The sequence below is a fragment of the Streptomyces sp. SUK 48 genome (assembly GCF_009650765.1).
GTDB lineage: Bacteria > Actinomycetota > Actinomycetes > Streptomycetales > Streptomycetaceae > Streptomyces.
In genome coordinates, this window is record NZ_CP045740.1 from 7,791,132 (window position 1) to 7,815,224 (window position 24,093).

Below are 24,093 nucleotides of genomic sequence, written 5' to 3' on the forward strand. Positions count from 1 at the left end.
ATGAGCGGGCTATGACTGTCCCAGGGTGGTGCCGCGCAGTGCGGGCCGGCGTGTTCGCCGCGGCCTGTGTGCTGCTCGCCGCCCTCGGTCACGCGACGATGTCGGGAACCGCCGTCCCCTGGTGGGCCATGGCCGCGGGGGCGGCCGGGACCGGCGCGGCGGGCTGGCTGCTCGCCGGGCGGGAGCGCGGCCGTACATCGATCGTCGCGGTCGTGACCGCTGCCCAGGTGGTGCTCCACGAGACCTTCTCGCTGGCGCAGTCCTCGGCGTCCGGCCCCATGACCATGGCCCACGCCGGTCCGCCGACGGGCACGAGCGCCATGCGTATGGACCCTATGAGCCCTATGAGCTCGATGGGTTCGATGCACATGAACTCCATGGGGTCCATGAACTCCATGGGGTCCATGGGTTCGATGCACACGGGTGCCATGGGCGGGATGGACATGGGGTCCGCGGGCCAGTCGGTCCACGGCATGGCCGGACTCGGCCCTGTGCACGACATGGCCGGCATGAGCGGTGCGGCCTCGGTCGGCATGTTCGCCGCGCACTTCCTGGCCGCGGTCCTGTGCGGGCTGTGGCTCGCCTACGGCGAGCGGGCCGTCTTCCGCGTCCTGCGGGCGACGGCCGCCTGGCTCGCGGCCCCGCTGCGGCTGCTCGGGGCGCTGCCCACGCCGTACCGCCGTCCCGGCGTGCACGGGCGCCGCGCCGTCGACGCGCCGGCCCCGGTGCGTCTTCTCCTGTGCTGCTCCCTCACCTTCCGGGGGCCGCCCGTGGGTGCCGCTGTCCGCTGAGACAGCCGGATCCACCGGAGCCCCTCGTTCCCTCGTCCTCTCGTCTCGTGCGCCCTCGCGCGCGGATGTGCCCGGAACTCTCTGCCCGGCACCTCGACGCGAGGCCGTGAGCGGACCGTTCCCCACGGGCTCCGGGCATCGCCCTGCCTCCGCGTACGGGCGCACCCCATGACCCGGTGAGCCATGCCCCCGCGCGGGCGGCCCCGGAAGACCCGAGAAGGACCTCACACGATGATCTCTGTCATGCCCGTTCCACGGGCGGACCGTGCCGCCGCGGACGAGTCGGCGACCGCCTGGGCGCTGGCCGCCCGCGGCGGAGACCCCGACGCCGCCGACCACTTCGTCCGCGCCCTGCACGGCGACGTCCTGCGCTACGTCACCTACCTCAGCGGCGACCCCCAGACCGCCCACGACCTGACCCAGGACACCTTCGCGCGGGCCTTCGGCAGCCTGCACCGCTACGAAGGGCGGGCCTCGGCCCGTACCTGGCTGCTCTCCATCGCGCGCCGCGCCGTCGCCGACAGCCTGCGCCGCGCCGCGGTCCGCCCCCGGATCGCGGACACCGTCGACTGGCGGACGGCGGTGGAGGGCGCGCAGCCCCGCGGTCTGCCCGGCTTCGAGGACGGCATCGCCCTGCTCGGCCTTCTGGAGACCCTGCCCGACGAACGCCGCGAGGCGTTCCTGCTGACCCAAATGGTCGGGCTGTCGTACGAGGAGGCGGCCGGGTTCGCCGGCTGTCCCGTCGGCACGGTCCGCTCCCGGGTGTCCCGCGCCCGGGCGACCCTCGAACGGGTGCTGCGGGAGGCCGAGGCGGTGAGCGCGCCGGCCGGCTGACGCCGAGCCCGCTGAGGGCCAAACGTTCGTGACGGCGCGCGGCGGCACGGTCCTCGGCGGGGGACCGTGCCGCCGGGAACTCGACGGCGGGGGCGGACGACTACTGCGGTGCGGGCATCGTCGGCGGACCGTAGGGAGCGGGCAACTCCCGTGCTGGATGCGGAAATCGGCAGGAACCGGCGGCAACTCGTCGAAACTCGTGGGAACTCAACGGCTCCTCGCCCCGACTCCTACCGCGACGACACCGGCCCGACGGTCGGCCGCGACGGCAGTGACCAGGAGGGCCCGTATGACACCCGAGACAGAGGACGCGTTCGCGGCGATCAGAAGCGCGCACGGCACGGACTCCCTCCACCGTGTGGAACTCATGCTCCAGCCCGGGGCAGGGGGCCCGCGGCACCCGCTCCAGCGGGGCGCCAGGTGGATCCTGCCGGGGCTGGCGCCCACCCCCTGGCACGACCCCCGCGGTCATCCTGAACTGGCCCCGCTCGTCGCGGCGTTCGAAGCGGCTCATCCGCTGATCAAGGAGGAGCTGACCGCCGCCTGGGAGGGGCGCCCGGAGGCGTTCTCGGGCTACGAGCACTACCTGAGCCGCCAGGAGGACTGGCAGGCGCTCCATCTGTACCGGGACGGCGGGCTGGTCGAGGAAACGGCGGGCCTCGCGCCCACGGCGTACCAGGTGCTCGACGAGTTCGCCGTACGGACGCAGAAGATATGCCCCCTCCTGGAATCCCATTTCTCCATCCTGTTGCCGGGTGCGGTCATCGCCCCGCACTGCGACCTGTGGAACTTCAGCATCAACCTGCATCTCGCCGTGGACATCCCGGACGGCTGCGCCCTCACGGTGGCGGGGGAGACCCGGTCCTGGACGGAGGGGGAGTGTCTGCTCTTCGACTACTCCTTCGAGCACACGGCGCGCAACGACGGCGACCGGCCGCGGACCTGCCTCCTCGTGGACCTCTGGCATCCGGGGACGACCCTTCCGGAGCGGCTGGCCCTCACCGTGCTCATCGGTGAGATCAGGCGCCTCATGGCGGACGGCTGAAACCGGTGCGGGCACGGTTCTCCCTTCTCGTTCTGGCGCTGGCCCAGCTGGTCATCGCGCTCGACTACAACATCGTCTACGTCGCCCTTCCCGACATCGGAGCCGGTCTCGGCTTCTCCCCGCACGATCTCCAGTGGGTGGTGAGCGCCTACGTCGTGACGACGGGCGGCTTCCTCCTGCTGGGCGGCCGGACGGCCGACCTGCTGGGACGGCGCCGGACCTTCGTCGCGGCGGCCCTCGTGTACGCGGGTTCCTCGCTGGCGGGCGGCCTGGCCGAGTCGGCGGGCGCCCTGGTCGCCGTCCGCGCGGCGCAGGGCATCGGCGGCTCCCTGCTGTTCCCGGCCACCCTCGCGCTGATCAACACCCTCTACGCAAAGGGCTCGGCCCGGAACCGTGCCGTGGCGGTCTGGGGCGCCGCCGGGGCCGCCGGCCTCTGCTTCGGTTCGCTGCTGGGCGGCGTGCTCGTCGAGGCGTTCGGCTGGCGGTCCGTCTTCTTCGTCAACGTGCCCGTGGCGGCCGCGCTGGCCTGGGCGGGACGGAGGCTCTTCCCGGCGGACGGCCCGCGCACGGGCCCCCGCCGGTACGACGTGACGGGCGCGCTGGCCGGCACCGGCGGGATCACGCTCCTGGTGTTCTCGCTGATACACGCGCCCGAAGCGGGCTGGACCAGTCCCTCCACGCTGCTCGGCGCCACGCTCGCGGCCGTCCTGCTCACGGTCTTCGCGGTCGTGGAGATCCGTGCCCGCGATCCGCTGGTCCCGGCGCGGCTGTTCGCCCACCGGGGGCTGCTCGCGGCGATGGCGCTCACCGCGCTCTACAGCGCCACCTTCAGCTCACTGCCGTACTTCCTGACCCTCTACTTCCAGAGCGTGCGCGGCTACGGCGCGTTCACGACCGGCCTCGCGTTCCTCGTCCCCGCCGTGGTGACCGCCCTGGGCACCAGGGCCGGTGAACTGGCGGTCGCCCGCGTCGGAGTGCCGCGCATGCTGGCCGGCGGCATGGCGCTGGGCGCGGGCGGAGCCGTCGCACTCGGACTCGCGCTCACCGGAGACGGGTCGTACCTCTTGCTGCTGCCCGGCATCGTGCTCCTGGGGATCGGGCAGGGCGCCGCCTGGACCGGGATGTGGATCGCCGCCGCCTCCGAAGTGGCCGCCGAGGACCAGGGGGTGGCCTCCGGAATGGCGTCCACCACCCTCCAGGTGGGCGGCGCGGTCGGCCTCGCCCTGCTGGTCGCCCTGTCCTCGGGTGCCGCTCATGGCCCACCGGACGGGAACCAGCTCACCGGCATACGGATCGCCGTCTTCGCCGTCGCGGCCGCCCTCTGCTGCGGCGCCCCGCTCACCCTGGCCCTGCGCACCGGCCGTACCCCCGCCGCGTAGTCGGCTCTCCCCGCCCAGAACAAGGAAGGACCGACAGTCATGCACATCAAGGACCAGCCCGGTGCCGCGCTCGGCGTCACCGTCGAGGGCTTCGACCACACCACGGCCTCGGAAGCGGACATCCAGGCCCTCAAGGAAGCCGTCTACACGAAGAAGATCGCCGTGCTGAAGGGGCAGGACCTCTCTCCCGAGCGGTTCCTCGCCCTCGGCAGGCGCCTGGGCCGTCCCGAGACGTACTACGAGCCGATGTACCGGCACCCGGATGTCCCGGAGGTGTTCGTCTCCTCCAACGTCCCGGAGGGCGGCAAGCAGATAGGTGTGCCGAAGACGGGCAAGTTCTGGCACGCCGACTACCAGTTCATGCCCGACCCCTTCGGCCTCACCCTGATCCACCCGCAGGTGATCCCGGAGAAGAACCGCGGCACCTACTTCATCGACATGGGCAGGGCGTACGCGCGGCTGCCCGAGGAGCTGAGAGCGGCGGTCGCCGGAACACGCTGCCGGCACTCGGTGCGGAAGTACTTCAAGATCCGGCCGCAGGACGTCTACCGGCCGCTCTCCGAGGTCATCGACGAGGTCGAGACGAAGACCCCGCCCGTCGTCCAGCCCACCACCTTCACCCACCCGATGACCGGGGAAACGATCCTCTACATCAGCGAGGGCTTCACCGTCGGCATCGAGGGCCAGGACGGTGCACCACTCGGCGGGGAACTCCTCGCCGGCCTCCTCGAGGCCACCGGCCAGCTCGACGACACCTTCGCACACGAGGGCATCCACCTTCAGGGCTTCGAGAAGGGCGACCTGCTGGTCTGGGACAACCGCAGCCTCATCCACCGCGCCCGCCACACCACCACCCCGGAACCCACCGTGTCGTACCGGGTCACCGTCCACGACGAGCGGGCCCTGTACGACGGGATGGTGGCCGCGTGAGCTCTCCCGCCGCCGACCGTGCCGCAGCCCGACCGCACCGGTCGTACCCCACCGACGAGGAACTGCTGGCCCGGGTCCTGGCTCCCTACAAGGAGCACTGCGCGTACCTGAGATCCGCCGAGGTCACGGCGTCGGGCGGACTCGCCTCCGCCCGCTGCGCGTTCGCGATCCCGGAGTCCTGCTACATCGACGACACCGGCCATCTGAACTCGGTCGAGGTCAACATCGCCTACAACCAGATGATGTACTACCTGGTCGCCAAGTCCGTGAAGGAGCGGCTGCTGACCGGGTTCGAGGACTGGACCCTCGACGACTTCTGGCGCCACCAGCTCCCGGACATCCTCATCGCGCGTTTCGCGGCGAACTTCCGGCGGCCCGTCGACCCTCGCCGTTTCACCGGGGAGATGGAGTTCCGCTCCGTGACCCGGCGCACCTCCGGCACGGCCGGTCCCTTCCTGCACGCCCCGACCGTGTTCCGCTACCAGGACGCCCACGGCGGCCGGTGCGACGGCGAGGTGACCCTCGCGTTCGTCAACGTCCCCTGAACCACTCACCGAAGGGAGACCGCTCATGGACACGACCACGGCCCCGCGGCCCCGGGGCGCGAGGCTCCACCACCCCGAACTGAGCACCCTCGTCCACACCACCCGCTTCCACGCCGCCCGCCGGCCCGAGGCCGTCGCGGTGATCTGCGAGGGCCGCACCCTGACGTACGGGGAACTGCACCGCGCCGGCAACCGCATGGCGCACGCCCTGCGCGCCGCCGGCCTCGGCGAGGGCGACCGGGTCGCCTACCTCGGGAAGGAGTCCGAGCACTACTACGAGGCGCTCTTCGCCTGCGCCAAGACCGGCACCGTGCTGGTCCCGGTCAACTGGCGGCTCGCCGCGCCCGAGGTGAGCCACATCCTCCAGGACTCGGGCGCCCGACTGCTCTTCCTGGAGGGCGAGTTCGCCCCGATCGTGGCGGCCATGCCCACCCGGCCCCCGGAGACCGTCGTCCCGGTGGACACGATCACCGCCTGGCGTGCCGAACACCCCGCCAGCGAAACGGAGTTCGAGGCCACCCCTGACACACCGGTCGCGCAGCTCTACACCAGCGGGACCACCGGGCTGCCCAAGGGGGTCGTACTCGCCCACCGCAGCTTCTTCGCGATCCGCGACGCGCTCGCGAGCGAGCAACTGGACTGGATCGACTGGCGGGAGGGCGACATCGCCCTGATCGGCATCCCCGGATTCCATGTCGGCGGCCTGTGGTGGGCCACGCAGAACCTCAACGCCGGAACGACGGTGGTGGCGATGCGCGCCTTCGCCGCCCGGCAGGCCGTGGACCTCGTCCGCGACCTCGGCGTCACCACCGCCTGCGTGGTCCCGGCCATGCTCCGCATGATGCTCACCGAACCCGGCGTGAGCGCACGGGACTTCACCACCCTGCGCAAGACGGTGTACGGCGGCTCCCCGATCTCCGAGGCGCTGCTGGAGCAGAGCCTTGCCATGCTGGACTGCGAGTTCGCCCAGATCTACGGCCTGACCGAGACCGGCAACACCGCCCTCTGCCTGCCCCCGGCCGCCCATGTCCCCGGCGGCCCCCTCCTGCGGGCCGCCGGACGCCCCTACCCGGGAGTGCGGGCCAGGACGATCGACGGCCAGGGCCGTGAACTGCCGCCGGGCGCCGTGGGGGAGGTCTGCCTGCGCACCCCCGCCCGGATGGTCGAGTACTGGGGACTGCCCGGCATGACCGCGCAGACGCTCGTGGACGGCTGGGTCCACACCGGTGACGCCGGGTACCTCGACACGGACGGCCACCTCTTCCTCCACGACCGCATCAAGGACGCCATCCTGGTCGCGGGGGAGAACGTCTACCCCGCCGAGATCGAGAACGTGCTGGAGGGCCACCCGGAGGTGGGGGAGGCCGTCGTGATCGGTGTCCCCGACGAGCGGTGGGGCGAGAAGGTCCACGCCTTCGTGGTCCCCGCGGCCGGTGCGCGGCCCAGCAGGCGGGACCTGCACACGTTCCTCGTCCCGCGGCTGGCCGCGTTCAAACTGCCCGCGAGCTACGAGTTCACGGACCACGTCCCGCGCAACCCGAGCGGCAAGATCCTCCGCCGCGAGCTGCGCGACCGCTACTGGCGCGACTCCGCTCGCAAGGTCAACTGACCTCCCCGCCCGCGCCGTTCGCGTCCGGCGCGGGCCCACCGGCGAGCCGTACCCGCACCGGCGGCCGAGCCACCGAGAGAGAGCCCCATGCCTGAACCCCTGCCTGAGTCTCCGGCCGCATCCCTGCCCGTCCCCCTGCCCGCATCCCTGCCCCTTCCTCCGCCCGTTCCTCCGCCCGCGCCCCTCACCCTGGACGGCTTCCGCGCGGACCTCGCGGAGTGCCTGTTCCTGGAACCCGGCGAAGTCGACCTGGAGGAGAGCCCGTTGGACGCGGGACTGGACTCGCTGCGCATCGTCACCCTGCTGGAGCGCTGGCAGGCGGCGGGCGCCGAGGTGACTTTCGTCGACCTCGCCGAGCGCACCTCCTTCGCCCAGTGGTGGCGGCTGCTCAGCGAACGCACCGGAGGAGCCGGGCATGCCGACGCCTGAGCGACGTCCGCTGCTGGCCGCGCAGGAGGGCATCTGGGCGGGCCAGCAACTCGACACGGACAGCCCGGCGTACAACACCGCCGAGTACGTGCGCATCGCCGGACCGCTGGACACGGCCGTCTTCGAGCGGGCCCTGCGCCATGCCGTCGCCGAGACCGAGGCGCTGAACGTCACTTTCGTCACCGACGGCACCGGGCGCCCCTGGCAGATCGACACCCCGGCCGGCGACTGGCACCTCCACCGCGCGGACCTCACCGCCGAACCCGACCCGCAGGCCCGCGCCTCGGCCTGGATGGACCAGGACATGGCCCGCCCCGTCGACCTCACCCGCGGCCCGCTCTTCGGCCACGCGCTGCTGCGGACCGCGCCGGCGGAGTTCCTCTGGTACCACCGCGTCCACCACATCGCGCTCGACGGCTTCGGCCTCTCCCTCGTCGCCCGGCGTGTCGCGCAGGTCTACACCGTCCTCATGGCCGGCGACCCCGTTCCGGAGAGCGGATTCGGCACCCTGGAATCCGTCCGCGCCGAGGAGAGCGCCTACCGGGAGTCCGCCCGGCACGCCGCGGACCGCGCCTACTGGACGGGCCGCTACGCCGACCACCCCCCGGTGGCCACCCCGGCGGGCCGCTCCGCCCTGCCCGCCCGCACCTTCCACCGGCACGCGGCCGACCTCGACCCGGCGGCGGCCGGCCGGCTGCGCGCCGTCGCCCGCGACCTGTCGGTCACCTGGTCGGAAGTGCTGCTCGCGGTCACCGTCGCCCATCTGCACCGGCTCACCGGGGCGCCCGAGATCGTCCTGAGCCTGCCCGCGACGGGCCGCCTCGGATCGGTGGCGCTGCGGGTGCCCGCCATGGTGCGCAACATCCTGCCCCTGCGGGTCCCCGTCACCTCCGACGACAGCCTCCGCGACCTCGCCCCCCGCCTCTCGCGTGAACTGCGCGCGGCCCTGCCGCACCAGCGCTACCGCTACGAGCGGTTGCGCCGCGATCTGCGGCTGGTGGGCGGGCAGCGCCGGCTGTCCGGGCCGGGGGTGAACATCATGCCGTTCGAGTACGACCTGAAATTCGCCGGGCATCCCAGCACCGTCCACAACGTGTCCGCGGGCCCCGTCGACGACCTGGCCGTCAACGTCTACGACCGCGCGGACGGCACCGGGCCGCGCATCGCCGTGGACACCAATCCCGGCCTGTACACCGAGTCCGAGACGGCCGCCTTCCAGGAAGGGCTGCTCGCCCTGCTGACGGCGGCGCTCACCGACCCGGACCGGCCGCTCGGCGCACCGCGGGCGCACCGGACCGTGGCCGTGCTCGACGGCGGCCCCCTGCCCGGCCCGGCCCGCCCGGTCCTGAGCCTGATCGCCGACCACGCCGCCCGGCGGGGCGCGGCCGTCGCCGTCGAGCACGCCGGGGCGATCCTGACCTACGCCCAACTCTTCGGCGCCGCACGCGACCTCGCCCGGCAACTCGCCGGCCGCGGCGTCGGGAAGGGCGATGTGGTGGCCGTAGCCCTGCCCCGGGGGACGGACGCCGTCACCGCCCTGCTCGGCGTGCTGCTGTCGGGCGCCGCCTACTGCCCCCTCGACCCCGGGGCCCCCGCCGACCGTGCGGCCCGGCTGCTGGCCGACGCCGCCCCGGCGCTCGTCCTGACCACGGGTGACCGCGCGGCCGGGTTCGCGGGCCACCCCGTACTCACGCCGGCAAAGACCGCCCGCGAGCCCGCCCCCACCGGCACTCCCTCGGCGCCCGGGCTCACCGACCTCGCGTACGTCCTGCACACCTCGGGCTCCACCGGGCGGCCCAAGGGCGTGGCGGTCGGACATGCCGCGCTCGCGCACTTCGTCGCCGCGGCCACGCACCGCTACGGGCTGCGCCGGGAGGACCGCGTCCTGCAGTTCGCGCCGCTGCACTTCGACGCCAGCGTGGAGGAGATCTTCCTGACCCTGTGCGCGGGCGCCACCCTGGTGGTGCGGACCGACGACATGACGGACTCGGTACCGGACTTCCTCGCCGCCTGCGCCCGGCTGCGGGTGAGCGTGCTGGACCTGCCGACCGCCTACTGGCACGAACTCGCCCACGCGGTCTCGACCGGCGCCGCCACCCTGCCCGAGGGCGTGCGGACCGTCGTCATCGGCGGCGAGCCCGCCCTGCCGGAACGGGTCGCACGCTGGCGCGCGGGGGTGGGCACCTCGGTCACGCTGCTGAACACCTACGGCCCCACCGAGGCCACCGTGGTCGCCACCGTCGCCGACCTGAGCGCCCCCGGGCTCGCCGCCGGTGAGGTGCCCATCGGCCTGCCCCTGCCCGGCACCAGGGCAGCCGTCGTCGACGGCGAGCTGTACCTGCTGGGCCCGACCCTCGCCGACGGCTACCGGGGAGAGCTGCCGGACGGCGCGCGGTTCGCCCCGCTCAGGGCCCTCGCGGACGCGCCCCGCGCCTACCGCACCGGGGACCTGGTCCGCATCGGCGAGGACGGGCAGCTGCGCCATCTCGGCCGGGCCGACACGGAGTTCAAGATCAGCGGGCACCGGGTGCAGCCCGCCGAGGTGGAGAACGCCCTGCTCACCCGTCCCGGCATCCGGGAGGCGGCCGTCGCCGGACAGATCCTGCCGGACGGCACCCGGCGGCTGGTCGCGCAGGTGGTGGCCGAGCCCCCGGCACCGACCGCCGCCGAGATCAGGGCGCACCTGCGGGCGAGGCTGCCCGCGGCGATGGTCCCCTCGGCCGTCGAGGTCGTCGACCGGCTGCCCCGCACCGGCTCGGGCAAGATCGACCGGGCCGCGCTCACCGGGCCGCCCGCCCGCCGGGCGACCGCCGGCGGCAGTCCCCTGGAGCGGACCGTCACCGGCGTCTGGCGGCGGCTCCTCGGCATCGACGCCGTCGCCGTGGACGACGACGTGTTCGACCTGGGCGCCCAGTCCCTCCAGGTCATCCAGGCGGCCAACCGGCTCGGCGTGGCACTCGGCCGGGCCGTGAAGGTCGCCTGGCTCTTCCAGCACCCCACCGCCGCGGGCCTCGCCCGGTTCCTCACCGAGGCGGAAGCCGACACGGACTCCGCCCCCGAACGGCCGCGCCCCGCCCCGGCCGTGGCCGCCCGCACGGCCCTCCCTTCCGACGCCGGACTCGATCCGGACATCCGGCCGGACATCCCGCCGGGCGCCCGGCGCACCCCGCGCGACGCCCCCCGGCGCATCCTGCTCACCGGCGCCACCGGCTTCGTCGGCGCCCACCTGCTGGCGCGGCTCCTGGCCGACACGGACGCCGAGATCGTCTGCACGGTCCGCGCGGCCGACGTACCGGAGGCCACCGCCCGCGTCCACGCGGCGCTCGTCCGGCACGGGATCACGCCCGGCGAACGGGCGGCGGCCCGTCTGACGGCCCTGCCCGCCGACCTGGCCCGCCCCGGTCTCGGCCTGCCGGGGGAAACCCGGTCCGACCTGGCCGCGACCACCGACGCGATCTTCCACAACGCCGCGAGCGTCAGCATCCTGCGCGACTACGCCACCCTGCGCGCCGCCAACACCGAGTCCACCCGGCAGTTGCTGCGCCTCGCGGCCGTCGGGACCACACCCCTGCACTACGTCTCCACCCTGTCCGTCGCCCCGCCGGCCGGCCACCTCCCCGAGGTGCCGGAGGAGTTCCTGCCGTTCCACGCGGGCCTGCGGTACGGCTACCAGCAGTCCAAGTGGGCCTCCGAGCACCTCCTGGAACAGGCGGCCGAGCGCGGTCTGCCGGTCACCGTCCACCGGCTCGGCCGGGTGGTCGGGCCCGCCGCCACGGGATACGTCAACGAGCGGGACTTCCTGTGGAGCGTGCTGCGCGCGGGGATACCGGAGAGGATCGTCCCGGAGCTGTTCGAGGACGAGGTCTGGACACCGGTGGACCTCGTCGCCCGCTCGCTCGTCCACCTGTGCCTGCGCCAGTACGACGACACGGAGGCGGGGCAGGTCTTCCACCACGCCACCCTGCCCCGCGTCCGGCTCGCGGACGTGTACGACTGGGTGCGGGAGTACGGCTATCCGGTACGGGTCCTGCCGCTCGCGAACTGGCGGGAGCGGCTACCCCGTTCGGCCGAGGCGGCGGCCACGACGCTCGCCTTCTTCGACTCCGCCGCGGCGGGCGCGGACGGCCGGGGCGGTGCCACCGACCTGCGTCTCGGGCACGTCCGCGCCGACCGGGTCCGCGCGGGTCTGGCGCGCGGCGGCATCACCTGCCCGCCCGTCGACCGCGACCTGTTCTTCCGGTACCTGGACCACTGTGTGACGACCGGTGCCCTGTCCGCCCCCTCCCGCTGAACCGGGGCTCCCGTGTTCGCCGTTGGTCGTCCTGTTACCCGGCCTCCACCGCCTCCGCCGTGGTCGGGCCCGAGGCCGTCGCCGGTGCCCGCAGCGCCCGGCGGACGGCGTCGCGGAGCCAGCGATGGGCTCCGTCGGCCGTGTGCCGGGGGTGCCAGGCCATGCCGATGGCCAGCGGCGGCAGCGCCACGGGGATGTCGAGGAGGCGCAGTCCGAGGGCGTGGGCGTCATGGGTGAGGGGCGAGGGCGCGGCGCCCGGCAGCGCGGCGGGCACGAGACAGACGAGGTCGCTGCGCGCGGCGAGGGCCATCGCGGCCAGATGCCCGGGCAGGACGACGCTGACCCGCCGCCGGAGGTCCCGCTCGGACAGAGCGGCGTCGAGCGGCCCGGTGAACCGGCCCCGGCGGCTGACCGCGACATGCTGGGCGGCCGCGAGCCGGGCCGGGGTCAGCGGCCCCTCGGTGAGGGGGTGGCCGGCCCGGACGGCCGCCACCATACGGAGGTTCACCAGCTCCTCGACCCGGGTCTCGGGGTCCACATGGTCGATGGCCCCGATCTCCAGGTCGATCCGGCCGTCGCGCAGGGCCGGTCCGGCCTCCAGCTCCTCGGCCCGGATGCGGAACGAGACCCCCGGCGCCTCCCGCCGCGACAGCTCCAGCAGCCCCGGGGCCAGCGCGGCGCCGACCAGGTCGGCGGCCTGCAACGTGAAGGTGCAGTCGAGTCCGGCCGGGTCGACGCTCGTGCCGGGACTGAGCAGCGCTCCGAGGCCGCGCACCACGGCGGCGGCCTCCTCGCGCAGGGCCTGGGCGCGCGGGGTGGGGACCATGGTCTGCCCGGCCCGGACCAGCAGGGGGTCCTGGAGGATGCGGCGCAGCCGGGCGAGGGTACGGCTCATGGCGGCGGGCGAGGTGTGCAGACGCGCGGCGGCGCGCGTCACGCTGTGCTCGGCCAGCAGGGCGTCCAGCGCGATGGCGAGATTGGCGTCGATGACCGGATCAGGGCTGCTCACCAGCATTATTCCATTTCAGTCAATGATTCCGTGCCGAAGTTCCCATTGTGGCAGCACGGCGCCGCTCAGCAGGATGAGGGACGTACCCGATCAGCACGACCTGCGAGGTTTTCATGATCGTCATTACGGCTCCCACCGGGAACATCGGCCGTCATCTGCTCTCCCTGCTCCTGGAGTCCGCCCCCGCGGCGGGCGAGGAACTGCGCGTGATCGTGCGTGACCCCGCCCGGCTTCCGGACGCGGCGCGCGGACGCGTCGAGGTGGTCACCGGCTCGCACGGCGACGCCGGCGTCCTCGACCGGGCCTTCGAGGGCGCGGACGCCGTCTTCTGGCTCGTCCCGCCGGACGCCTCCCTGCCCCCGGGGGACGCGTACACCGGTTTCACCCGCCCCGCCGCCGAGGCGTTCACCGCCCACGGCGTCGGTCATGTGGTCGGCGTCTCCGCGCTCGGCCGCGGCACCCCGCTCGCCGACCGGGCCGGACTCGTCACCGCCTCGCTCGCCGTGGACGACCTGATCGCCGGCACCGGCGTCGCCTACCGGGCCCTGGCCAACCCCTCCTTCTTCGAGAACCTCCTGGAGGAGGCCGACTCGATCCGCGAGAAGGGCGTCTTCACCGACACCGTCGCCGCCGACCGCCGGGCACCGCTCGTCGCCGTCGCCGACATCGCGGCCGTCGCCGCCCGCCTGCTGCTGGACCGCTCCTGGACCGGCACAGGCAGCGTCCCGGTCCTCGGGCCCGAGGACCTGTCGCCCGACGACCTGGCCCGCATCATGACCGAACAGCTCGGCCGCCCCGTCCGCTACGAACGCCGGCCGCTCGACGAGCTGTACACCACCCTCGCCGGCTACGGCCTCGACGAGGAGTTCGCGCGAGGCGTCGTCGACATGAAGCGGGCCAAGGACGAGGGCCTCGACGCCGGAGTCGCCCGCACCCCCGACACCGCTTCCCCCACCACCTTCGAGCAGTGGTGCGCCCGGACCCTCAAGCCCGCCGTCCTCTCCTGAGACCCGCCGTCCTCTCCTGAATCCCGCCGTCCTCTCCCGAGGCCCGGCATCCACCCCCTGCGGAGGTATCTCCATGCCCGTTGACCAGACGGACCGCACCGAACCGCCCGTCACCGCGTTCATGCTGGTGAAGACCACGCCCGAATGGCTCGCCCTGACCGTCCAGGAACGGGTGGACGCCTTCACCACCCAGGTCCGCCCGGCCATCGAGGCCAGGACCACCGGCGTCCGGTCACGCTTCTACGACACCGAGTTCTACTCCACGCGCGTCACCGACGTCTGGGTGTGGGAGGCCGAGGACCACCACGCCTACCAGCTCCTCATCGACGCACTGCGCGAAACCCCGTTCTGGGACCGCTACTTCGAGATCGTCGACCTCCTCGTCGGCACCGAGAACGGCTACGCGCGGACGTACGGCCTCGAACCCGTCGCCACCATCGTCACCTGACCTGCGTACGGCAACTCGCGGGAACCCGAGCCCGCTTCGCTCCGACTACTGCATCAGAGCCCACCTCCCATGGGCACACACCTGACGCAAGGAGCCCGCATGTCGATGAATCGGCCGGCCGCTGCCGCCCTGGCCGCGGCCCTGTGTCTGCTCGCGGGAGCGTGCGGGTCGTCGTCCGCGGGCAGGGCGGACGACGACCCGGCCGGGGCCGCTGGTTCGAAGAGCGGTTATCCGGTGACCATCGACAACTGCGGTGTGAAGGAGACCTTCGAGAAGGCCCCCAGCCGGGTCGTCGTGATGAACGGCGCCTCCGTCGCCGAGGTCTCCACGCTGCTCGCCCTCGGCCTCGGCGACAGAATCGTCGCCAACGAGCAGACCTACGGCATGTCCGAGGTGCCCGGCCGGGCCGCGGCGATCAAGAAGCTGCCCACCGGGGACGTGAAGCTCAACGACGCCTACGACATCCCCCGGGAGGCCATGCTCGGCCTGCGCCCGGATCTGGTGCTGTCCACGACGTCGTACGGCTTCGACCGGAAGAACGGCTTCGCCACCCGCGACCAGTTGAAGGCGGTCGGCGCCAACACCTATGTCTCACCGCAGGGTTGCGACCAGGACACGTCGAAGATGACCATCGCCGACAGTTACCGGCTGCTGCGCGACATGGGCGAGGTCTTCCACGTGAGCGACAGGGCCGAGAAGCTGATCGCCGCGTCCGAGCAGAACATCGCGGCCGTCACCGCCAAGGTGAAGGGGAAGAAGAAGCCGAAGGTGATGGTGCTCTTCTCCAACATGTCCATGGGCGGCAACGACTTCGGCTCGGTCGTCGCCAAGGGTGTCTACAACGACATCCTCGCCCGGGCCGGCGGCTCCAACGCCTTCGAGAACGCGGCCAAGGGCTCCTTCGCCGATCTCAGCAAGGAGAAGGTGGCCGCCACCGACGTGGACGCCCTCGTCGTCATCGGCTACAACGACCCGAACCCGGCGGCCTACGCCAGGAAACTGCTCAAGGAGTTCCCCCAGTGGCCGGCCGCGAAGAACAACACGTACGTGACGCTCTCCGACTCGATGTACCTCGGCCCCAGCAACGACCTGGCCGTGCGGAAGATCGCCGGGATGCTGCACCCCGACGCCTTCTGACCCGGCTCCACGTCCCGCTCGCCTTCACGCTGCTGCCCGTCGCCCTGCTCGTCACCATGATCGTGGCGATCAGCATCGGTGCGGTGAACGTGCCCGTCGGTGACGTGTGGGGGATCGTCCTTCACCATGTCACCGGCGCGCGCACGGGGTCCGCCGATCCCGCCCTCGACCAGATCGTCTGGAACTTCCGCACCCCCCGGGTGGTCCTGGCGGCCCTGGTCGGCGCGGGCCTGGCCGTGTCCGGCGCGGTGCTCCAGACCGTGGTGACCAACCCGCTGGCCGACCCCGTCGTGCTGGGCTTCTCCTACGGCGCCACGCTCGGCGCGGTCCTCGTCATCACCCTCGGCGGCGGCGTCGCGCTCGCCGGTCTCGGGGTGTCGGCGGCGGCGTTCCTCGGCGCGGTGGCCGCCGGAGCCCTGGTCTTCGCGCTCGGCCGGCGCCACGGACGGATGGCGCCGACCCGGCTGGTCCTGGCCGGTGTCGCCGTCGGCTACGTCTTCCTCTCCGCGACCAGTTTCGTGCAACTCCAGGCCACCCCGACCGAGTTGCGCACGGTGATGTTCTGGATGCTGGGCAGCGTCGCGGGCGCCCAGTGGGACCGACTCCCCACGGTGGCCGCCGTGGTGCTCGCCACGACCGTCCTGCTGTCCCTGTTCGGCCGCCGCCTCAACGTGCTCCTCGCCGGCGACGAGTCGGCGACCGCGCTCGGCGTCGACGTCAACCGGCTGCGCGCCGTCCTGCTGGTCCTCAGCGCGCTGCTGACCGGCACGGTCATCGCGGTCGCCGGCAGCATCGGCTTCGTCGGACTGATGATCCCGCACCTGGTACGGCTGACCACCGGCGCCGACCACCGCCGGCTGCTGCCCCTGACGGCCCTGCTCGGCGCGGTCTACCTGGTCCTCGTCGACCTCCTCTCCCGCACCCTCGCCCGCCCCGACGAACTGCCCCTGGGCATCCTCACCGCGCTCCTCGGCGCCCCCTTCTTCCTCTGGCTGCTGCGCCGCGACAAGGGCCTGGACCGAACCGCATGAAACTCCACGTCGACCGGCTCCACGTCACCCTCGACCGCACCCCGATCCTGCGCGCCGTGAGCCTCGAAGTACGCGAGGGCGACATCGTCGGCCTCGTCGGACCCAACGGCAGCGGCAAGTCCACCCTGCTGCGCACCGTCTACCGCTCGCTGCGCCCGGCGGACGGGGCGGTCCGGGTCGGTGCGGACGACGTGTGGGAGCTGTCGCCCCGAGAGGCCGCCCGCCGTACCGCGGCCGTCCTCCAGGACGCGGGCGGCAACACCGCCGGCCTGACGGTCGGCGAGATCGTGGCCCTCGGCCGCGCCCCCCATCACGGGCTGCTCGGCCGCGACGGCGCCGAGGACCGCGCGGCCGTGACCGACGCCATCGACCGCTGCGGCGTACGGCCCTTCGCGGACCGGGACTACGCCTCCCTCTCGGGCGGTGAGCGTCAACGCGTCCTGCTGGCACGGGCGTTGGCCCAGGACCCCAGGCTTCTCGTGCTGGACGAACTCACCAACCACCTGGACATCCGGGCCCGGTTCGAACTCCTGGACCTGATCCGCGCCACCGGCGTCACCACCCTCGCCGTGCTGCACGACCTCGATCTCGCCGCCCGCCTCTGCGACCACCTCGTCGTCCTGCGCGAGGGAACCGTGGCCGCGGCGGGACCGGTCCTAAAGGTGCTCACCCCGGACCTGCTCGCCGACGTCTTCGGCGTCCGCGCGACGACCGAGCGGCACGCCGACGGCGTCATCCGGATCACGTACGCGGCCCGGCCACTCGCGCGGGAGGCGAGGTCCAGCCCACGCGTCACGAGGACGGAGGCTGGAGAACCGAGTCGATGACGTAGATGGTGGCGTTCGCGGCCTTGATGTTGCCGCAGACGATGCTCGCCTTCCCGTTGACCTTGAAGTCGGTGCCCGAGCCCGACGTGGTCAGCTTGCCGCCTTCCACCGTCGTGAAGGAGCCGTGGGAGAGTTCGTCCGGCGTGATCTGCTTGTCCACGACGTGGTAGGTCAGCACCTTCTTCAGCCGGCCCTGGTTCTTGAGCAGCGTGGTGAGCTGCGACGCGCTCACCTTCTTGAACGCCTGGTCGCTGGGGGCGAACACGGTGATGTGGGACTTGCTGTCGAGGGTGCCGTTCAGGCGTGCCCTGACCGCGCCCGAGACCAGCTGGCTGAGCTGCGGATACGCGGCGGCGGCCTCCGTGACCTTGTCCTTGACCGTGTCGATCTTCTGGGAGACCGAAGGACACCCGGGACCGAACGTGCCCGACGGGCTGGGAGACGCGGTCTGTGCCTGGCTCTGCGACGCCATACCCCCGAGCGCGAGCGGTACGGCCACCAGAGCCGCCGCGGTGGCCTTCGCTGTACGCATGCCGGTGAACCTCATGGCAACCTTCCTCCCGTGGAGGCGTGAACAGTGAAGAGGTCCGGGCTGCGGAAAACGTCGTTTCCGCAGCCGTCCTCGATTCCGCGCGCGGGGTGAGCGGCTGCGGCGCCCCGGCCCTTAGCCGTTCCCCGGCTGCCCAGCGAGCGTATCCAGCGGGGACGGGTGACCGCATCTCGAAGCCTCCGGCTGCGACGACCGGCGACGCGGAGGAGGATGGACGGCGGGGGAGACGCGACAAGGCGCCCTGACCGGGGCACTTCATACGGTCGAGCGAAGTCGGGTCACAGCCGGTCGAGCGAAGTGGTGTCGATATGTCCGAACCCTCACAGAGCCCTGCCTGGCGGCGCATCCCCGAGGACGTGGCCGGCGCGGCCGTCACGATGGCACGGGCCGCCGGGCACGTGGCCCTCCACCCGAGGTCCACGATCGACCGCGCACGCCACCTGCCGGAGATCGTGCCCGCGCTCGGCCGCGCGGTGAAACCGATCCTGACGGGCCGCACGGACGACTGGCGGGGCGAGTACGCCTACACGCTCGGCGAGCAGGCGTTCGTCTACGGGTTCCCGTACATCTACAACGCCCAGCTGAGATACGACTGGGTGACAAGGCCACGGAACCCGGCCACGATCCCGTACGCGCCCGTCAACCACTTCTGGCATGCCGAGCGCCTGCTGGACGCGACGTACCGCGACGGCGGCTGCCCCAACAACGACACCCTGTACTCGACGGCGTGGGTGCATCTCGGCAGTGAGCCGGTCATCCTGTCCCACCCGGACATGGGCGACCGGTACTTCACCTTCGAGCTGGTGGGGATCACCTCCGACAACTTCGACTACGTCGGTCAGCGCACCACCGGCTCCGGCGCGGGCGACTTCGCCCTCGTCGGCCCGGGCTGGAAGGGCAAACTCCCGGCCGGCGTACGCCGTTTGAAGAAGGCCCCCAGCCCCTGGGTCCTCGTGCTCGGGCGCACCCTGGTCGACGGCCCGGACGACGTGCCCCGCGTCCGGGAACTCCAGGAGCGGTACCGGCTCACCCCGCTCAGCCTGTTCGGCAAGAAGCACGCGAAGGTCCCCGAGGACCGTGCCGTGCCGAGGCCCGTCCCGGCGGAGGAGGATCCCCTGGGGCCCTGGAAGACCCTCAACCTGATGCTGGCCGAGAACCCGCCGCCGTCCCATCACCAGGTACTCCTCCAGCAGTTCGCCCGGATCGGCATCGGCCCCGGGCTCGACGTCGAGGCCCAGCCCGAGGCGGTCAGACGCAGCCTGGTCCGGGCCGCCGCCGTCGGCGTGCCCCTGCTCAGACAGCAGATCCTCAGCGGGGACTGGGCCGAACTCGTCCACGGCTGGCGCTACCCGCCGCCGGAGATGGGGCGGTTCGGCGACGACTTCCTCAAGCGGGCCGCCGACCAGTCGCTGATCGGTGTCGCCGCCAACGATCCCGCCGAGGCGGTCTACCTGCTCAACTTCGAGGACGCGGACGGGAACAAGCTGGATTCCGCGGGCCGGTACGAACTACGGTTCCCCGCAGGCGCGTTGCCCCCGGTCGACGCCTTCTGGTCGCTGACCGCCTACGGGGAGGACATGAACCTCATCCCCAACCCGGCCGACCGCTATTCGGTGGGCGACCGCAGCGCCGGACTGCGCTATGACGCGGACGGCGGCCTGACCCTTCACCTGCGCGGCGATCCGCCCGGGCGGGACGCGGAAGCCAACTGGCTGCCCACCGCGGCGCAGGGCACCTGGTTCGTGGCCCTGCGGCTGTACCGGCCCGGCGCGGCGGTGCTCGACGCGACCTGGGAATGCCCGCCGCTGACCCGGGTCGCCTGACGGCTCACCACCCGGTCCTGGCGGATCACAGGAAGCGGCGGAGCGGGGTGACCGCGGCCTCCTTGGCCCGTTGCAGCGCCGCCCGGCGCCTCCAGCGGCCGAGGTCGATCTCCGTGCTGCGCTTCAGGTCCGCGTCGTAGTCGCGGTCGAGCGACGCGGTGAACTCCTCGTCCAGGACGGCGAGCATGACCTCTTCGTCGTGGTCCATCGAGCGGCGGTTGAAATTGGTGGACCCGATGAGGGACGCGACCGAGTCCACGGTGATGATCTTGGCGTGCATCATGGTCGGCTGGAACTGGCGGATGCGCACACCGGCCCGCAGCAGACGCGCGTAATGATGCTGACCGGCGAGCTGGCAGGCGCGCTGGTCGGTGTGCGGGCCGGGCAGCAGGATCTCGACCCGCACACCGCGCCGGGCGGTCGCGCACAGCAGGTCGATGAAGTAGGTGTCAGGGGCGAAGTAGGCGGTGGCCAGCCGGAAGCGCTCCTGAGCGGAGGTGAGCATGACGCGGATGAGGGTCTGCATGTCCTGCCAGCCGATGCTCGCGGAGCCCCGGACGACCTGCACCACCGCCGAGCCGGGCTGTGGCTGCTCCGTGAAGCGGTCGCGGTCGTCGAAGAGTTCGTCATGGCACTCCGCCCAGTTCTGCGCGAACGCCGCCGCGATGCCGTCCACGGCCGGGCCGCGCACCCGTACATGGGTGTCGCGCCACTCGGCGGCGTCCCGGGCGTCACCGCACCACTCCTCCGCGATGCCGACACCGCCGGTGAAGGCGGTCTGCTCGTCGACGACGAGGGCCTTGCGGTGACAGCGGTGGTTCTGCTTGAACGGCGACAGCAGCACGGGTCTGCGGAACCACGCCACCTGCACGCCCGCGGCGCTCATGAGGTCCAGCAGCGTGCGCTCTATCTTCTTGGCGCCGAACCCGTCGAGCAGCAGCCGTACCCGCACCCCCGCGCGGGCGCGCTCCGCCAGGGCGTAGGCGAAGTCGTGGGCGACCTGCCCCCGCCAGTACACGAACGTCATCATGTCGATGGTGTGCCGGGCCTCGCGGATCGCCCCGAGCATCGCGGGGAAGATCGCGTCACCGTTGCGCAGCGGCACGAGTTCGTTGCCCTCGGTGGCCGCCACGCCGATCAGCCGCTCCAGCCGGCGGCGCAGGCGCTGCTTGCGCGCCGCCGCGTCGAACGCCGTCTCGCGGACGGGAGGTGCCGGTACCCTGTCGAGCATCACGCCGAATCCCTCCATCGGGACAGAAAGCCGAAGTGCCGGGCTGCCGGACGAGCCCGACCGAGCGGATTCCCGGCGAGGTGGGCCTTAGTCCTCCACCGCGGACACGGACCGGTCCGCACCTGCCCGTCCGGATCACCGACGAGGCCGCGGGTTCCGGGGGAGGGCGTCCCGTCCGCACGCTCGGCCGTAACACCGCAAGCGGAGGCGGCCCAGCGGAGATCCGTGCCCGCCCCGGTACGATGCGCCGGTGGACATGGAGACGAGCGGAGGGCACCCGGCGCGACCGCACGGTGGGACCGCCGACGGCGTTCCCCCTGCCGCCGGTGACGGGCACACCGCGACCGCGGGCCGCGCCGCCGGGGGCGCGGCCACCGACGGCCTCCCGCCGTTCTCGGGCGACCTGGCGGCCTTCGCGGTGCAGCTGCGCCGCATGCACGGCGAGGTCGGCCGGGTCATCCAGCAGTACGCGGCCCGACAGAACCTGCATGTCACCGACGTCCAGGCGCTGGCCGCCATCCTCGACGCGCCCGAGCCGATGACGCCCACCGGGCTGCGCGCCGTGCTGGGCCTCACCTCCGGTGCGGTCACCGCCTGCGTCGACCGGCTCGAACGCGCCGGTCAGGTCCGCCGGGTGCGCGAGGACACCGATCGCCGCGTGGTGCACCTCCATTACGCCGCCGATGCCCGTGCCGCCGCCCGCACCCACTTCCGTCCGCTCGCCGACGCCTTGGTCCGCTCCGGTGCGGACTTCGACGAGCACGAGCTGACCGTGGTCCTGCGCTTCCTGACCGCCCTGAACGACTCCCTCGCCGAGGTCCCCGGGCTGCCCGCCGGCCGCTGAGGCCGTTCGAACCGATTCCGGCGGCAGGCGCATCCGATCCGCGGGCATCCGGAGAAGCAGCCCGATGACATTTCAATGAAATGCTGCTTGATCATTGAGATTGTTCACTGTCGAGGTTCTTGGCCGCCCGCTCCGACTCCGAGGAGTCACATGACACCCGCGCACCGCCCGCCCCGCGGACTCGTCCCCATCGCACTGATCGCCGTATGGCTGGTGGTCGGGGCGCTGCTCGGCCCGTTCGCCGGACGGCTCGGCGAGGTCGCCACCAACGACCAGGCCGCCTTCCTGCCGCGCAGCGCCGAGTCCACCCGAGTCCTGCGCGAGCAGTCCGCCTTCCAGCAGCGCGAGACACTGCCGGTCATCGTGCTGTGGACCGCCGACGACGGAAAGGCCGTCGACGGGCGGCAGCGGCCCGCCACGGCGGCCCTGGCCGGGCTCAGCGGTGAGCCCGGCATGGCGGGGTCCCCGTCGCCCGCCCTGCCCTCGCGCGACCACGCCGCCCTCCAGGCCGTCGTGCCGCTGCGCCCCGACCTGGGCGACCGGCTCGCGCCCACGCTGGAACGAGTGCGGGCGGTCGCCGAGAAGGTGCCCGGCACCCAGGTGCGGCTGGCGGGCCCGGCCGCGACCCGGAACGATCTGGCGGACGCCTTCTCCGGCATCGACGGCGTCCTGCTCGCGGTCGCCCTGGCCGCCGTCCTCGTCATCCTGCTGCTGGTCTACCGCTCCCTGCTGCTGCCGCTCGTCGTCATCGCCGGTGCGGTGTTCGCGCTGGGACTGGCCTGCGCCGTCGTCTACGCCCTGGCCGATCACGGCCTGGTCCGCGTCGACGGCCAGGTGCAGGGCATCCTCTCGATCCTGGTCATCGGCGCCGCGACGGACTACGCGCTCCTGGTCACCGCCCGCTGCCGGGAAGAACTCACCGCGGGCCGGGACCGCCACGACGCCGCCCGAGCCGCCGTACGCCGTTCGGCACCGGCCGTCCTGGCCAGCGCGGGCACCGTCGCCCTCGGGCTGATCGCCCTGCTGCTGAGCGACCTCACCAACAACCGGGCCCTCGGACCGGTCGGCGCCGTCGGGATCGCCTGCGCCGTCCTGAGCGCGCTCACCTTCCTGCCCGCCGCCCTGGCCCTCCTGGGCCGCCGCGCCTACTGGCCGGCCAGGCCCGGGAGCGCGGCCGGGGCCACGGGTCTGTGGCAGCGCGTCGCCGGCCTGGTCGACCGGAGGCCGCGCCGGGTGTGGGCGCTCGCCCTGACCGGACTGCTCGTCTGCTCGGCGGGCGCCCTCACCCTGGACTCGCGGGGCGTGCCGCTGGACGAGACGTTCGTACGGCACGTACCGTCCGTCGCCGCGCAGCAGACCCTGGCCCGCCATTTCCCGGCCGGCGCGGGCATCCCCGTGGTCGTCATCGCCGACGCCGCCTCTGCCGACCGCGTGGAGCGCACCGTACGCGCCACCGAGGGCGTGGCGGCGGTGACCGCGACCGGCGCCCTGGGCCGCCCGGCCGCCCATCCGAAGGCGGTGAACGGCAGGGTCGGTTTCGAAGCGACCGCGAAGGCGGCCCCCGACACCCAGACCGCCCGTGACACCGTGGCCCGGCTGCGCACGGCGCTGCACGCGCTGCCCGGCGCGCACGCACGGGTAGGCGGCTACACGGCGCAGCAGTACGACACACTGCGCGCGGCCGAACGCGACCGCATGGTCATCGTCCCGGTGGTGCTCGCCGTCATCCTGACCATCCTCGTGCTGCTGCTGCGCTCCTTCGCCGTGCCGGTCCTGCTGGTGCTGACCGTCGCCGTCAACTTCACGGCGACCCTCGGGGTGGCGGCGCTGGTCTTCCGCGACCTGTTCGGCTTCAGCGGCACCGATCCGTCGGTCCCGCTGTACGGGTTCGTCTTCCTGGTCGCCCTGGGTGTCGACTACAACATCTTCCTGATGTCCCGGGTCCGCGAGGAGACCCTGCGGCACGGGACCCGCGAGGGCATCCGCCGCGGGCTCGTCACCACCGGCGGAGTCATCACCTCCGCCGGCGTGGTCCTCGCGGCCACCTTCGCGGCGCTCGGCGTGATCCCCCTGGCGTTCCTGGTGCAGATCGCCTTCATCGTGGCCTTCGGGGTGCTGCTGGACACCCTGGTGGTGCGATCCCTGCTGGTGCCGGCGCTCGTGCGGGACCTGGGGGACCGGGTGTGGTGGCCCACCCGGCCCGGCACCGCGCAGGCGGACGGCCGCACCGCGGCGGCGGGGCGGACGGCCGCCCTGCCGGACGAGGAGCGCGCCTGACGGACACGGCGCGCCCGCCGCCAGCATCGATCCGATGCAGATCCGATGCGAGTTGC

General features: G+C 72.9%; 20 protein-coding genes. 17 read left to right on the plus strand and 3 right to left on the minus strand.

Annotated features, from left to right (window positions below; genetic code table 11):
- Positions 1-11 precede the first annotated feature (11 nt).
- The 9 genes from GHR20_RS34625 to GHR20_RS34665 all read left to right on the plus strand — a co-directional run bounded on the left by GHR20_RS34625 (position 12) and on the right by GHR20_RS34665 (position 11,853).
- Entirely contained in the window at positions 12-791 is a 780-nt protein-coding gene (locus GHR20_RS34625) for a hypothetical protein (protein ID WP_153815483.1), read from the plus strand.
- A gap of 243 nt (positions 792-1,034) precedes the next feature.
- Positions 1,035-1,625 carry a sigma-70 family RNA polymerase sigma factor gene (locus tag GHR20_RS34630; RefSeq protein WP_243878226.1) on the plus strand — a complete coding sequence of 197 codons (591 nt, stop codon included), beginning with the start codon at positions 1,035-1,037 and terminating at the stop codon, positions 1,623-1,625.
- Positions 1,626-1,914: 289 nt separating this feature from the next.
- The gene (locus tag GHR20_RS34635) at positions 1,915-2,670 is read left to right on the plus strand and encodes an aspartyl/asparaginyl beta-hydroxylase domain-containing protein (protein WP_153815485.1); all 756 of its coding nucleotides are present in this window, start codon (positions 1,915-1,917) and stop codon (positions 2,668-2,670) included.
- 5 nt (positions 2,671-2,675) lie between these two features.
- Positions 2,676-4,049, plus strand: coding sequence for an MFS transporter (locus tag GHR20_RS34640; RefSeq protein WP_153815486.1), 1,374 nt, complete (start codon positions 2,676-2,678; stop codon positions 4,047-4,049).
- Positions 4,050-4,088: 39 nt separating this feature from the next.
- Positions 4,089-4,979 carry a TauD/TfdA family dioxygenase gene (locus GHR20_RS34645; protein WP_153815487.1) on the plus strand — a complete coding sequence of 297 codons (891 nt, stop codon included), beginning with the start codon at positions 4,089-4,091 and terminating at the stop codon, positions 4,977-4,979.
- Positions 4,976-5,524, plus strand: a complete 549-nt coding sequence (locus GHR20_RS34650; RefSeq protein WP_148023496.1) for an FcoT family thioesterase — start codon at positions 4,976-4,978, stop codon at positions 5,522-5,524. Before GHR20_RS34645 ends, GHR20_RS34650 begins: the two co-directional genes overlap by 4 nt.
- A gap of 25 nt (positions 5,525-5,549) precedes the next feature.
- Entirely contained in the window at positions 5,550-7,133 is a 1,584-nt protein-coding gene (locus tag GHR20_RS34655; protein WP_153815488.1) for a long-chain-fatty-acid--CoA ligase, read from the plus strand.
- A 147-nt stretch (positions 7,134-7,280) separates the two neighbouring features.
- The gene (locus tag GHR20_RS34660) at positions 7,281-7,562 is read left to right on the plus strand and encodes a phosphopantetheine-binding protein (protein WP_153816264.1); all 282 of its coding nucleotides are present in this window, start codon (positions 7,281-7,283) and stop codon (positions 7,560-7,562) included.
- Positions 7,549-11,853, plus strand: a complete 4,305-nt coding sequence (locus GHR20_RS34665) for a non-ribosomal peptide synthetase (protein ID WP_153815489.1) — start codon at positions 7,549-7,551, stop codon at positions 11,851-11,853. Before GHR20_RS34660 ends, GHR20_RS34665 begins: the two co-directional genes overlap by 14 nt.
- 34 nt (positions 11,854-11,887) lie before the next feature.
- Here GHR20_RS34665 and GHR20_RS34670 read toward each other — a convergent pair whose 3' ends face one another.
- Positions 11,888-12,868: a LysR family transcriptional regulator gene (locus GHR20_RS34670; protein WP_194859070.1), complete on the minus strand. Its 981-nt coding sequence runs from the start codon at positions 12,866-12,868 to the stop codon at positions 11,888-11,890.
- 107 nt (positions 12,869-12,975) lie between these two features.
- Here GHR20_RS34670 and GHR20_RS34675 point away from each other — a divergent pair, with 107 nt between their 5' ends.
- From GHR20_RS34675 to GHR20_RS34695, 5 genes are all read left to right on the plus strand, one after another.
- The gene (locus tag GHR20_RS34675; protein ID WP_153815491.1) at positions 12,976-13,869 is read left to right on the plus strand and encodes an NAD(P)H-binding protein; all 894 of its coding nucleotides are present in this window, start codon (positions 12,976-12,978) and stop codon (positions 13,867-13,869) included.
- Positions 13,870-13,942: 73 nt separating this feature from the next.
- Positions 13,943-14,317, plus strand: a complete 375-nt coding sequence (locus GHR20_RS34680; RefSeq protein WP_153815492.1) for a darcynin family protein — start codon at positions 13,943-13,945, stop codon at positions 14,315-14,317.
- Positions 14,318-14,416: 99 nt separating this feature from the next.
- Positions 14,417-15,454 (plus strand): ABC transporter substrate-binding protein, encoded by a 1,038-nt coding sequence (locus GHR20_RS34685; protein WP_153815493.1) that lies wholly within the window; start codon positions 14,417-14,419, stop codon positions 15,452-15,454.
- A gap of 56 nt (positions 15,455-15,510) precedes the next feature.
- Positions 15,511-16,485, plus strand: coding sequence for an iron ABC transporter permease (locus GHR20_RS34690; protein WP_153815494.1), 975 nt, complete (start codon positions 15,511-15,513; stop codon positions 16,483-16,485).
- Positions 16,482-17,312, plus strand: a complete 831-nt coding sequence (locus GHR20_RS34695; protein ID WP_153815495.1) for an ABC transporter ATP-binding protein — start codon at positions 16,482-16,484, stop codon at positions 17,310-17,312. Before GHR20_RS34690 ends, GHR20_RS34695 begins: the two co-directional genes overlap by 4 nt.
- On the opposite strand, the gene GHR20_RS34700 is transcribed toward GHR20_RS34695, so the two are convergent.
- Positions 17,278-17,844 carry a fasciclin domain-containing protein gene (locus tag GHR20_RS34700; RefSeq protein WP_243878227.1) on the minus strand — a complete coding sequence of 189 codons (567 nt, stop codon included), beginning with the start codon at positions 17,842-17,844 and terminating at the stop codon, positions 17,278-17,280. The genes GHR20_RS34695 and GHR20_RS34700 overlap by 35 nt on opposite strands.
- A gap of 326 nt (positions 17,845-18,170) precedes the next feature.
- Between GHR20_RS34700 and GHR20_RS34705 the strand changes: the two genes are divergently transcribed.
- Positions 18,171-19,685, plus strand: a complete 1,515-nt coding sequence (locus tag GHR20_RS34705; RefSeq protein WP_153815497.1) for a DUF1254 domain-containing protein — start codon at positions 18,171-18,173, stop codon at positions 19,683-19,685.
- A gap of 25 nt (positions 19,686-19,710) precedes the next feature.
- On the opposite strand, the gene GHR20_RS34710 is transcribed toward GHR20_RS34705, so the two are convergent.
- Entirely contained in the window at positions 19,711-20,916 is a 1,206-nt protein-coding gene (locus GHR20_RS34710; protein WP_153815498.1) for a phospholipase D-like domain-containing protein, read from the minus strand.
- A 250-nt stretch (positions 20,917-21,166) separates the two neighbouring features.
- On the opposite strand from GHR20_RS34710, the gene GHR20_RS34715 reads away from it, so the two are divergent.
- Together GHR20_RS34715 and GHR20_RS34720 are read left to right on the plus strand one after the other, a co-directional pair.
- Complete coding sequence (locus tag GHR20_RS34715; protein WP_243878228.1) at positions 21,167-21,760, plus strand: MarR family winged helix-turn-helix transcriptional regulator; 594 nt, start codon at positions 21,167-21,169, stop codon at positions 21,758-21,760.
- A 150-nt stretch (positions 21,761-21,910) separates the two neighbouring features.
- Positions 21,911-24,037: an MMPL family transporter gene (locus GHR20_RS34720; protein ID WP_153815499.1), complete on the plus strand. Its 2,127-nt coding sequence runs from the start codon at positions 21,911-21,913 to the stop codon at positions 24,035-24,037.
- Positions 24,038-24,093 lie beyond the last annotated feature (56 nt).